Annotated in this window: 10 protein-coding genes; 2 read left to right on the top strand and 8 right to left on the bottom strand. The window is 38.0% G+C overall.

Translation table 11 applies throughout. From position 1 onward, the window contains the following. Positions 1 to 56 precede the first annotated feature (56 nt). The gene (locus B806_RS0101495) at positions 57 to 1,001 is read left to right on the top strand and encodes a tRNA-dihydrouridine synthase (RefSeq protein WP_025466051.1); all 945 of its coding nucleotides are present in this window, start codon (positions 57 to 59) and stop codon (positions 999 to 1,001) included. A gap of 83 nt (positions 1,002 to 1,084) precedes the next feature. Here B806_RS0101495 and B806_RS0101490 read toward each other — a convergent pair whose 3' ends face one another. The 7 genes from B806_RS0101490 to B806_RS0101455 all read right to left on the bottom strand — a co-directional run bounded on the left by B806_RS0101490 (position 1,085) and on the right by B806_RS0101455 (position 10,635). Next, on the bottom strand, positions 1,085 to 2,038 hold the full coding sequence (locus B806_RS0101490; RefSeq protein ID WP_017387221.1) for a DUF6160 family protein: 954 nt from the start codon (positions 2,036 to 2,038) through the stop codon (positions 1,085 to 1,087). A gap of 161 nt (positions 2,039 to 2,199) precedes the next feature. After that, positions 2,200 to 4,611, bottom strand: coding sequence for a DUF6160 family protein (locus tag B806_RS0101485; protein WP_017387220.1), 2,412 nt, complete (start codon positions 4,609 to 4,611; stop codon positions 2,200 to 2,202). 32 nt (positions 4,612 to 4,643) lie between these two features. Then, complete coding sequence (locus B806_RS0101480) at positions 4,644 to 5,369, bottom strand: DUF6160 family protein (RefSeq protein WP_017387219.1); 726 nt, start codon at positions 5,367 to 5,369, stop codon at positions 4,644 to 4,646. Positions 5,370 to 5,384: 15 nt separating this feature from the next. After that, the gene (locus B806_RS0101475; RefSeq protein ID WP_017387218.1) at positions 5,385 to 7,478 is read right to left on the bottom strand and encodes a hypothetical protein; all 2,094 of its coding nucleotides are present in this window, start codon (positions 7,476 to 7,478) and stop codon (positions 5,385 to 5,387) included. Between the two features lie 227 nt (positions 7,479 to 7,705). Further along, entirely contained in the window at positions 7,706 to 9,055 is a 1,350-nt protein-coding gene (locus B806_RS0101470) for a hypothetical protein (RefSeq protein WP_017387217.1), read from the bottom strand. Positions 9,056 to 9,357: 302 nt separating this feature from the next. Then, complete coding sequence (dcd, locus tag B806_RS0101460; RefSeq protein WP_003653416.1) at positions 9,358 to 9,927, bottom strand: dCTP deaminase; 570 nt, start codon at positions 9,925 to 9,927, stop codon at positions 9,358 to 9,360. A gap of 114 nt (positions 9,928 to 10,041) precedes the next feature. Continuing rightward, positions 10,042 to 10,635, bottom strand: coding sequence for a LysE family transporter (locus tag B806_RS0101455; RefSeq protein ID WP_005071033.1), 594 nt, complete (start codon positions 10,633 to 10,635; stop codon positions 10,042 to 10,044). 362 nt (positions 10,636 to 10,997) lie between these two features. On the opposite strand from B806_RS0101455, the gene B806_RS0101450 reads away from it, so the two are divergent. Beyond that, entirely contained in the window at positions 10,998 to 11,564 is a 567-nt protein-coding gene (locus B806_RS0101450; RefSeq protein WP_017401861.1) for a DUF2062 domain-containing protein, read from the top strand. Between the two features lie 32 nt (positions 11,565 to 11,596). On the opposite strand, the gene B806_RS0101445 is transcribed toward B806_RS0101450, so the two are convergent. Beyond that, complete coding sequence (locus B806_RS0101445; protein ID WP_017402522.1) at positions 11,597 to 12,469, bottom strand: 5'-methylthioadenosine/S-adenosylhomocysteine nucleosidase; 873 nt, start codon at positions 12,467 to 12,469, stop codon at positions 11,597 to 11,599. Positions 12,470 to 12,526 lie beyond the last annotated feature (57 nt).

The raw sequence follows: 12,526 nt of genomic DNA, 5'->3' as shown, positions 1-12,526 counted from the left end.
AGCGTTATGCATATCCCGTATAACGCTGTTTTCGTTTTACTCAGGTGACACAGACTGTGAAACTCATACTCGCTCCAATGGAAGGTTTAACTGACCCGATCATGCGGGATACACTCACATCTGTTAGTGATTTCGACTGGTGTGTGACCGAGTTTATTCGCGTTACAGACAGTATTTTGCCAGACCACATCTATTATAGTTTTTGTCCTGAACTAAAAAATGACGGTAAAACGGCAGCCGGTACACCTGTTCATGTTCAATTCCTAGGTAATAACCCAGATATGCTGGCAGCAAATGCAGCAAAAGTTGTTGAATTGGGTGCACCTGCAATCGACCTTAATTTTGGTTGCCCTGCAAAAACCGTTAATCGACATCGTGGTGGTTCAGTCCTTCTTGATGAACCAGACGTGGTACATCTGCTGATTAAAGCAGTGAGAGATGCTGTACCTGCTCATATTCCTGTTTCAGCAAAAATGCGTTTAGGTTACCTCGATGAAAACCATACAATGGAAAATGCCCACGCTGTCGAAGATGCAGGTGCAAGCTGGTTAACTGTACACGCTCGAACTAAAGCAGATGGCTATACACCACCAGCTTATTGGGAAAAAATTCTACCTATTAAAGAAGCTTTAAAAATTAATGTCATTGCTAACGGTGAAATCTGGACCAATGCTGATGCTAGAGCCTGTCAGCAACAATCTGGCTGTGAAGATTTAATGATTGGCCGTGGTGCGGTAACGACTCCAGATTTAACCCAATGCATTCGCCAAAATATGGATGAAGCGTTATTTAGTTGGGAACAACTTGTTGATTTACAAATTCGCTTTCTAAACGGTCAAGCAAAAACAGAAATTGGGATGGTTGGTCGTTATAAGCAGTGGTTAGGCATGATGACCAAAGCCTATCCTCAAGCGAAAGAATTATGGGACCAAGTGAAACGTATTAAAGCTTTAGATGAAATTGTTCAACAATTAGAACACACCAGATCAGATACTATTTAACTCGGCATAACCTTTTAGAAAAAGAGGGCAATTGTTTTCACAACTGCCCTCTTTCGTATTTCAGGTTAAGCTATTATTCTTTTTTAAAAGCCGCTTACTTTCATTTTAAAGTCAGTTACAGAAACGCCAGTGACACCAAAACTCCCCATAGAACCATTAGGTAAATTATCAAACGTTGTTGTATTTTGAGTAGCCATATTTCCTAAAGTGACATTATTAAGTGAAGCATCAAATTTACTAGATGCGCCTGTATTCCCAAAAGTTAATCCAGTTGGTTCAACACCTGCATAAAAACCATCTAACACAAAACCAGTTGAGGTATTTGTTCCTGCAAACTTAAACCCAAATGTAGCACCTGTATTATCGGACACTAAAGTAATTGGACAACCCGTAGCAGCAGAACAAATAGACTGAATTGCTCCACCAAATTTAACCATAACGGATTGGGCAGCATGACCCAGTTGAATATTTAAACGAGGTTTATTGGTTTGTACAAAGTTAATATCTAGATTTCCAGTAGAGCGAATGATTTCTTTTACACCCGTATTTACTGTCGTTCCCGAACTAAAAATTGATTTGGGTGCATAACTTGTTAATGCGTAATCGGATGGACTAGATAAAGATGTACTTGGGGCTAAATAAACTGAAAAAGGTAGAAGTCGAATTCCGTTTACATCATTCCCCATAGATATAGCTAAATTTAAAAAAGGATTTCCCCCCCCAGCATCGGTATCCATTGCAATATTAAAAGAAGGATTACCCGATACAGCAGCTTTAATAAACTCTATACCAGGAACTGGGTTAGTAGAGTTTCCAGCAATGACAAAACCAGCTTTACTGTTATAAGAAGTTGAAGCAATACCGTTAGTATCAATAAGTGCGACTTGATTAAATTTAACTTTATCGGCCTGAATTCCTAAAGTTAAACCATTTTGACCCGTCGCTGCTGCAAGGCTTTGATCATCCAAAGGTTGCATTGCAAAAACACTTGAACTACTGGCAAGTAGCAGCCAAAACCCTATATTTTTATTCTTCATGTCGCTCTAATCCTTAAGAGACAAACGCTTATTATTTGTTCAGACTATCAGAATAATATTCAAGTACAAAGCAATTATCTCTATAACCCGACGAATGCAAATCCAATCACACTAAAATAAAATTTATATAAAAAAGTGACGATAATCGTCACTTTTATTTATTAGTTAAAGGCCCCATTTCTAGGCACAATACTAAAGCTACTATTTAAACGTCCACCCGTAATTGCAAGCTCACCTAAACGTGCTCCAGCTCCTGTTGAAGGCGGATAGAAATTAATATCTTTAACACGTAACGCGCCGTCAATACTCTTATCAGGGTTGAAATAAACCGCTGTATTTACCCCAACTTTACCTAAACCACTTGTTGTATCTTTACCCACAACCAAAGCGGTATTAAACGCTAGCTTTCCTGTAATATTGTCAAAACCAATTGCAGAACCATCAATCGGATCACTAATTTGAACCGTATTTCCAGTTGCTGTCGCAGGCACTGTGAAATCGCCGAGTACAGTTAAGGCACTACCATCTGCAATTGAACTATTTGGCACAATTGATAAGTTAAGATCGCCACCTAAACGGAGTTTTAGACCAAATAAGACATCATTATTTTTGGCAAAATTATCAATAGGTGAAGTACATGAACCCGTCGCTGGACAAGTTTTATATTTAGCCCCTGGTAAATAACCAGCTGCAATTTCTGTTGATAAAGCAAGTAGCATCTCTTTTAAACTAATATTAAGACTGCCATTTTCTAAACCAATACTTCCATTGCCTTTGAGGAACATATCGATATTACGTAAGCCCATGTAATAATCAGTAGGACTACCACCATTATTAGCATTTGGAGAACCATCAATTAATAAAATTGAGGTTGTTTTAGTTCCAGTCGCATCACGTCCCGTAGTTCCAGCAGCAATACCAAAACCTAAACGCGAAGTCGTTCCAGATGCAGCTACAGCATTTCGAATAGGCTTACCATTTGCATCTTTTGTATAGTAATAAGCACTATTTGCTGGTGCATCTAAACCATATACAGCAGCGTTAGCATTTAAGTTATAAAAAGGTAATGCTAAGCCCCACTGGTTATTCGCACCATTGTCTGCAAACTGATTGGCAGCAGCAACATTCGCACTTGTCGTAAAACGACCGCGTCTTGAAAATGCTTGAAACTCTGCTCCACGCATCGCAAGAATTAAGCTAAACGGATTAGTGACCGTATCACGATGAATATTATGTTGATAATCAGCAGCTGTTGTTAAAGTACCCGACCCTAAACGAATTGCATTTAAAGTCGCGTTGTTTGGCATTAATAATGTTTTTGTATCAGCAAGATTTAAATAAATATTTCCGCTGTCAAAATAACCACGCGTAGCTGAGTTAAGGCCTGTTAAATTACCAAATTCGAAACCATACACATTCAGACCTGCTCCACCAATTTCTAAAGTGGTTGCTTTGCCATCTGAGCCTAGCATTGAGTCATTGTCTTTAGTGAATTCACCTTTCATACGAAAGGCAATCCCAGAATTACCTAAAATACTATTACTTGAGCCCGTACCTGTAGCGGTATTTGCTGTACCTAATATTGTTGTATCTGCCGTACCATCCATGCCACGGACTTGTAAATAACTATTTACCATACGTCCACTAGCACCTAAACGAATCAAACCTTTCGCATTTTGGGGACTATTGGTTGCATCTAAAGCATAAGGGTTAGTTTTATCGACATTAGAACTTAACATGACCTCAATATTCAGGCCTGAATTAGTTACTTTTCCACTACTGTCTACATATGTGCCTGCTGTTAGACCAGAAGCTGAATCTGCTACACGATTAAAATCAACATAACCATAGGTACTATTTGGGGTTTGCCCTACACTAGCTACGTTAGTTCCAGTATTCGTCTGTAAAACTAGGCCACGAGTTGGGTCAATCAGCATGGCTCCTTTACCGACAAAATTAAAGTTAAAATTTCTTAAAATTAACTGATTTAGCTGACTACGAGCATCTAATTGCCCTAAATAAATATTGGCATTATTAATACCAAGCGTCATGCTCGACTGACTATTTGCATTAAATAGACCATCTTGGGTTGTAAGTGCCAAATTTAGAGGAGAAGTCGTTTGAATAGCTAACTGCCCTAAAGTTGGCGAGCATGTAGTTGAACTATTACAAACTTTAACGCTATTTACGGTAATAAGTGATGGACTGCTTTGCATAGAAAAGTCGAGTCCAGTTTTACCCGTAGTTGGGTTACTCCCTACATCTAAACGGTAATTTGTACTTAAAGGCTGACTAGATGCATTACTTTTTTGAACTTTTATCCCGCTCGCTTGAGCTCTTAAGACCTGATCTGCACTACCAGGTGTACCTGCATGATCATCCCAGTAAGCATTATCAATATTGATTTCATTAAACGTCGTTTGAATCGAAATCCCATCTTGCCCATTAACAGCACTCATGTCAGCATCTGTTAAAGCTTCTAAAGCAAAAGCATGCCCGCTCACTAACAACATGCTGGTTGTTAATGCGTTTAAAATAAACTTTGAGCTGTGATTTTCTTTATTTTTTTTCATCACTTCAGTTCCTTTGAAATCTACATTAACCCTTAACAACGAGGATGGCTGCCATCACAGCTAAAGACCATGACTTTTCCTTGGATAGCCAAATTCCCATTCATCATCAAGCCCATAAAACCAGTTTCTCGTCCATGGTCATACGCCGATGGTGTTGCAGTAGCAACTTGCTGGTTTGCACTATTAGCAGTGGCCGCATAAGTTGGCTTTTTGAAATATGCATAATCATACATATTTGCACTCGACCCTTGCGCTGTTGTTGAGCTGGTAAAGTTATCTTGCTCAATCGATAAGGCATTGAAACCAAAGTTACGAATTAAAATTGGTTGTGCTGCACTAAAACTCAGTTGAATAGCAGGCTTAATTATTTCTGTATTGTTTTTATCCAGATACTTTAAATCAGCGCCATCCAAACCCATTTTTTGAATATTTAAAGTACCTTGTACGCCTTTAAATACCAGCCAAAGTTTGTTACCACTATCACTATTTTCGGCCCAACCACTTGGTTTGGTCGCATCTGCTTGTACAAAACGCTTATTAATTGCCAAGCCAATATGGCAAAACTCTACGTTCTCACAGACACCACCACTACCATTGTCAAATACACCGTTAGCTGTCTGGTTTAAATTGAGCATTAAAGATAAATCAGCGCCCGCCTGACCATTAATCGCCTGTAATGCTTCATTATCTAAAGTTTGTAGCTCTGCATGAGTGACCGTTGCACAAAGAGCGAGGATCAAAGTACTTATTTTTTTCATATCAATCTCCTCCTCTTATAGACCTTTAGTTGTCAGTTTTAAGTGCTGGATTAAAACACCGTCAATGACAGCAGAACCCAGGTTATTTATTGGGCTAGAATTTATAACAGGTGTGGGCGCCTGATTTAATGTTGGAAAAGTTGTACCTGTCATTCCATTATTAGCGCCAATTAAATTATTTACTTCATTATTTGCTGCAGTTAACCAAACAGCTGATGAGTTTGCCCAAACACGGTTTGCAATTGAACCATACATAGGTGTAGTTCCAGAAGTGCTACTACAACCAATAGTTGGAGAACATGTAGCATCAGTAGGCTTTGTTGTTGGAGCTAAAATTGCCCAAGGTGTTGAGCCATTATTATATTCCCACTGATATAAATATCCTGTTGTACCAGCACCACAAATAAATAGAGTACAACTATAAGACTGAACCCACGTCTGAGTATTTACTCCACGTTGTTTATAATGTACTTCAGTCATCTGATTTGAATAAGTTGTTCGTGAAACCGTACCTGAATTTAACTTACCAAACGAAATACCTACTGCTCCTTCATCGGTTGAAGCTCTTAGAGTTTTTCCGCCATCCTCACTAAAGGCAGTACCAATAGTAATACTACTGTGTGTTGCATTATAGCCTTGATAATTTTTACCGCCTAAAGTTAGTTGGTTACCACATTGATAAACGTTACAAGTTGAGCCTTTATAAGAGGTATCCACACCGCTATAGTCAGTATAAATTTGTTTATAAATTTCTGGTTTATTCGCAATACGGGCAATTTCTAAACTAAAATTTTTACCATCAGAACCTAAAATCAAAGGCTGGTACAAAGTACCTAATACAAGATTTATATTTGGGTTATAAAGGTAAACTCCCTCGTTAGCATCAAAAGTGGGTGCTACGCCACCATTAATTGCAGGTGTGATAAGGTTTCCACTATCGCTCGTTTCACGTGTACTCAAACGTAAAACTCCAGCATTCGATAAACCTGAAGCATCCCACGTTTTTGTGGCAGTTTTACTATCTGTACGTGTACGTTTTTCTACATAATAGCGGCATCCCGCTGAGGTACCAAAACTTCCTGTTCCTCCATTATTACAATCACCTGTTGTGCTTGTACTTAATGTTGAATTAGCACCTGCATGAATAAGAGTCCACGGAGTAGTAGTAGATCCCTCAGTTAGAGAACTTGTAGTAATAGCCTTAACATCCTTGCTGTCTCCGCTATTCAAACGTATAACTCCGGCAACCCCTAAAGTATTATTATAAAAAGGGCTCATTCCACCAGCAGATGTTGCTCCGCCTAATGTTTGGAAAAGCTGTAAACGGCTGCCATTTAAGCTAAAGTTATTCCACACTCCTTGTAAACGAAGACGGTTTGCACGAGTTGCATCAGTACTTGTACCAATTAAACCATTTGAGTCGCCATAATTAAATTGATCGGCTGCTCCATTTATTTTATTCGGATTTCGAACAAAGATATCGGACCATAGACCTAGTTTCAACTTATAAGCATCTATACCAGCCGTATCTTTTGTTCCAATCTCATATAAAGGTGCTTCCAAAGCTAGATAGGTTAATTGACAAGTAGGATCAGTCGCACCTGTACAATTATTTGCACTAAAATTCGGTACTGAATTTTCAGTTGCAACTTTAAATATCCAAGGGTTAACAGCTGTACCCCAGCTTGATATTGCTGCTGCTGCCTCAGTAGAAGCTATACGTGTATTAGTATTATTATCAGATTTGGATAAAGCAAGGCCATAAAGATAAATATCAGCTTTACCCACTGCACGGTCACCTGAATCAACCGAACCGTTTTTATTGGTGTCTGCCGAAGTCATACTTAATGGACCTACGGGTACATAATTGATATAACCCGTATCTTTAGTGCGGTCAGTTAAAATTTGGTTTGTAGTTTCATTCGCTCCAGCTCCACGAAATACCATATAAGTATTCTGTGGCAAGATAGCAATACCTTCACCAGTGGTTTCACTTAAACCTGCATCAGAAAGTTCTTCAAGAGCAAAACTTGGCTGACTTATACAAAAGCCAATTAAACTTGCCAGAACGGTTTTTTGAAACCTTACCGTATAATTAAGTGTAGTCATCTTGACCTTCCTGTTTATACGATGCCGCGCACCATATTTATTTTTCTTTAACAATCCTTGATGCTAGGTGAATTTTTCCTTTTCTCCCTAGACTAGAAGGCAAATCCAAATAGATATTGCCAACCCTTCCACACTTCCATTATGCGCAATATTTGCACGAATGCAAAAAAAGAGCTTAAAAACTTACTTTTCCGATGAATGTAAAATTTAAAACTATGCATTCATACTTAGCAGAATTTTAAACTTCCGTAGCAGTTTGGAGCAAAAGACTGATTAGCTAATTGTAAATTCTGTAATTCTAGTACTGCTGGTCTCGCGTTTGATAAATCCCTTGTCCCAACATTAAAATCACCACCAATACAATTTACAGCCAAGAAACCACAGTTTAATGGATTCTGGGTTAATTCTTTACTCACTTCAGTAAGTGCATCTCTAATAGTATCTGTTTTAATAACGACGCTATTAGTCGGGTCAATTCGACCAATATCTATTGGATTTGATAACTCTAGCCACCAACCACGCATTGCTGTTGATACTGTTCCAGGCCAACGTATATCTTGTCCCTGCATCGATAATGATAATGGACTACCACTCAAATCAATTTTATGGATATAACCTAAATTTTCTAACAACGGTACTGTTACAGGTAAATTATTAATGGTCCCACGAAGATTACCATTTAACGTAATTCCCCCAAGGATATCAACATCAGCTGCCAGTGTACCCGACAAATCAATACCATTGACTATAGCAGAGGCTAATAAATTTACACTGCTCATCCGGTGTCCGGATACAATTGATTGTGGTAATGATAACTGTGCTTTTTGGGTAGGGGACAGTGTTATATCATAAGACTTAGTCTGGAAATCAAGATTAAATCCTGCTCCTAATGCAATTTCACCTCTAGCTTTACCTGTAATTGCTTGGTTAACACCACAACCCGAAGGAGATGGATATACGCCACAAGCAGGACTACCTGTTTGCGTGATGCGTGCAGCCTCAACAGTCGCCGCACCTACTTGGGGTGCTACTACCATATAACCACTTAAACTATTAATACCATTTGGTGTAGCTGAGTTTTCTGTGCCAATAGTTAAAAGCCCTTCAACTGCTTCAGCACTCAAGCGAATACCAGCTACTTCACGAGTTGATGCACTATTTGGGTTCTTTATTGCCAATTCGAAAAAAGGGTTTGTCAGTTTAGCATCGCTTGCTACCCGGCCCTCGCGTGTATCTGCTACACCACTTAAACTAACATTATCAAAATCAATATCACAGCCGCCTGCACCATTTACCCCACCACAACCTAACTGCAGTTTACGAATATTGGCATTAATTTCTAACTCGGCCTCTAAACCTAATTTATAAAATCCTACATTACTACTGCTATCACGCAATTTTTCTAGATTTGCCGAATCATTAGGTGCAATATAAGACATACTCATCAAGGCTTGGCCCCGAGTTGCTGATAGTTCCGAATCTGACATAGGGACTAGTGTAGAAGCAGCGTAAGCTGAAGAAAAACATAAGCTTCCGAGAGTTAAAAGTGCTACTCGAAGAGACGTAAACTGTCGCATGGCCGACCTCCGTATCCGTGGGGGCATAATCCTGTTTAATTTCTTTTTATTTGGCCTATCAGCATTTGATAAATATTTAACTAAACATTATCAAAGAGAGCCTAAATCAACCACATTTGCTTTTAAATTCTGTGATGCAGAACAAAAAAACAAATCAATTATTGATCATTTTATATCATTTTTTACAAAAGGAAACTGTCGTTTATCATAATTCCGATAAACGCTTCTCAAAAAAATTTTATTTATAAAATTGGGCCACCTAAGTGACCCATTATTTTTAAAATCTTTTCATCGAGGAAAGATTAAGTTTTAGGAAGCGTAACACCTGTTTGACCTTGGTATTTACCACCACGGTCTTTATAAGAGGTTTCACATACTTCATCACTTTCAAAGAATAGCATTTGTGCTACGCCTTCCCCAGCATAAATACGTGCAGGTAAATTTGTTGTATTTGAAAATTCTAAAGTAACGTGACCTTCCCATTCAGGTTCTAATGGAGTCACATTTACAATAATACCGCAGCGAGCATAGGTTGACTTGCCTAGACATACAGTCAAAACATTGCGAGGAATACGGAAATATTCAATTGTACGCGCTAGGGCAAATGAGTTTGGCGGAATAATACAAACATCAGACTCAATATCGATAAAACTTTTGTCATCAAAATTCTTTGGATCGACAATTGCAGAATGTACGTTTGTAAAAACCTTGAATTCACGGGCACAGCGTACATCATAACCATAGCTAGAGACCCCGTAGGAAATCAACTTTTCACCATTTTCATCAAAACGGACTTGATTCTCTGCATAAGGTTCAATCATGCCGTGTTTTTCGCTCATCTCGCGAATCCAACGATCAGACTTAATGGCCATGTATTTTCTATCCAAAAGGTAAATTCATTGATTTCGACGTACTTTAACTTAAAAAACCAATTATGAAAACAACGCAGAGCTACTCAAACAAATAAGAATAGCTCAGCGGTACATTTAAAGGTTCAGTAAAGCAGAATAACTAATTGGAATTGAAAAGCTGACCAATACAAGTGAAGCGGTTTTTTGTAAGTTAGTTTGATTTAACCAACCTACTTTCTTAGAAGCTAAAACCGATCCCAAGAAAATCCAGAACAATGCAATTGGGGTAATAAGTGCCAAGTAAGCCATCATATGAATTAAATAAATATGAAAATTACTCCATGCAGCTACTGGGAAAATTGCTGAGGCAAACAGTAATGCTTTTGGGTTTAATAAAGTGGCGCAGAATAACTCACGAGCACGAATCGTTGGCTGATTTAATTCAACTTCTTGATTTGCCGTATGCCATAACTTGATGGCTAAGAAAATAATATAGCAAGCGCTTAATAGCTTTAGAATAGGCGGCAGCATTGGTAGTGTGCTAGACACTTTTCCAATCAGCATTCCCCATGCAGAAATAGAGATTACATAACCCAAAACTTCTGCTGGAATAAGTTTTACTGACTTCCTTAAACCCACTTGTACTCCTGAAGAAGCGAGCAGAGTATTGGTTGGGCCTGGAGTAAGTAAAATTGTGGCTACTAAGCCAATAAAAAGCCATGAAATCATTGAATGACCTCACAATATAGTCATCTCAGATTAATAGATATCCTGTCACAAGGCAAAAGGTAATTGTAAGACAAAGTATTTCAAATTATTTTTAAAATAAAAATAAAGTATATAAAAACAAATATTTATAAAATTATCACATAAAGTCGAGAAGAAAACTTTACGGTCAGTTGTTATACTTTCCAAATAGATTCTGAGTTAAGTAACATAACTATTTTTATTTTAAGTCTATTTTTCCATCAAAAGTCTTTATAATAAAAAATATATAGCAATGGTAAGTTTAAATTTTAAGCTTTTAATAAGTTTCAATTCATATATTGTTTCTGATTTTTTATATAGAGCATCGCGCTTTACTACCCTTAATGATTATGGCAAAGCATTTTTTTCAATCTTGGCTTCCCTCCCCCGAGAAAGTTTCAAATATGAAATTTCTAAGGATTTTTGGTAAAAAGACCCTTAATCCTGTGCTTTGGTATGTCAATCGAAAATCAATTACCCGAGCTGTTTTTGTCGGAACTTTTTTTGGTTTACTGCCTATTCCTTTTCACAGCGTATTTATTGTGATGGCTGTATTGCTATTTGAAGTAAATTTACCAATTAGCTTGATGCTCGCGTGGTTAAGTAACCCGCTTACATTAGTTCCTATTCTATATATTGGATTTTGGTTCGGTGCTCATATTTTTCATGTGCATATGATTAACAAAGAAATGTTGCTAGGTGTATTGCATCAGATTTCTCGTTGGATTACTCATTTCGGCCATGGCCACATTGATTTTAGTCTTGCGAAAATCTTGATGACTGGACTTGTTGTAGAAGCTTTTGTATTTGCTGTTATTTTATATATATGCACAGAAATTTTCTGGCGCTGGATGGTTGTTAAAAACTGGAAAAGTAGACATCGTCAAAAGAAGCAAGAAGAGGTTTTATAAAAGCTTCACTCTTCTTGCATAAGTTTAAATCATTATTTTGGCAGTTTTGATTTCATATATTCTTCGGCCACATTAAGCACATATTCTTGGCAAGCCTCTCCTGTACCAGGGTCATAAGCTCCATTATTGGTAATATTATTAGATAAGATTCGAATGCCTAAGAAAGGAACGTTAAATTGACTTGCGATTTGCGCAACAGATGCCGCTTCCATTTCTTCAACAGAAGTACCATAACGCTGGTGGAAAAATTGAATACGATCTAGCTCATTATTCCAGAAATCTGCTGAACCAATCGTTCCTTCAACCACATCACCTTTATCATAACGGACTTTATGTGCCGCCATTAACAACTCTTGGTCACCTTCAAATTTGCGTATTGCAATCGGCTCTGGGTCAGATTCATCTGTTGGTAACACATCAAAAGCCTCAACCCATGTGAGTGAGTTTGAACCACCACCCACTGGCTGTTTAGGTGTTCTAAATGCACCAATATTGGTTGTATATTTTCCTAAAACAATATCGTAAACGTGCAAATCAGGATCATGTCCACCTGAGGTTCCCTGATTAATGATCGCAATTGGTTTATAGCGTTCAATCGCTAGAGCAGTTGCTGCAGCAGAGTTACTCATACCCATACGAGTTTTAGAAATAATCATTGGGTAACCGTTATAGGTACCCTTCCAGAATTTCCACCCGCCAATTTCTTCAATAGTCTTATTCTCTAATTTTGAAGCCATTTTTTCCGATTCTACTGGCAAAGCACCCTGAATAATGATCGGCTGTAACTTCTGTTTTTGTTCCTGAACTGTTGGGGTTTGTGAAGCAGATGAGTTGTCATCGTTACATCCAACAAAAAATAAAGCGCTACATAAACTGATTACGCCCAAACTATACTTAAATTGCATTTTTTAACCTTTCTTTTTAAAAAGTGTAAGGTAGCAATCTACATGCCAATTTCAAGT

The sequence above is a fragment of the Acinetobacter sp. TG2027 genome (assembly GCF_000302435.1).
In the GTDB taxonomy this organism is placed as follows: domain Bacteria; phylum Pseudomonadota; class Gammaproteobacteria; order Pseudomonadales; family Moraxellaceae; genus Acinetobacter; species Acinetobacter pittii.
This window is presented reverse-complemented; position numbering and strand designations above follow the sequence as displayed.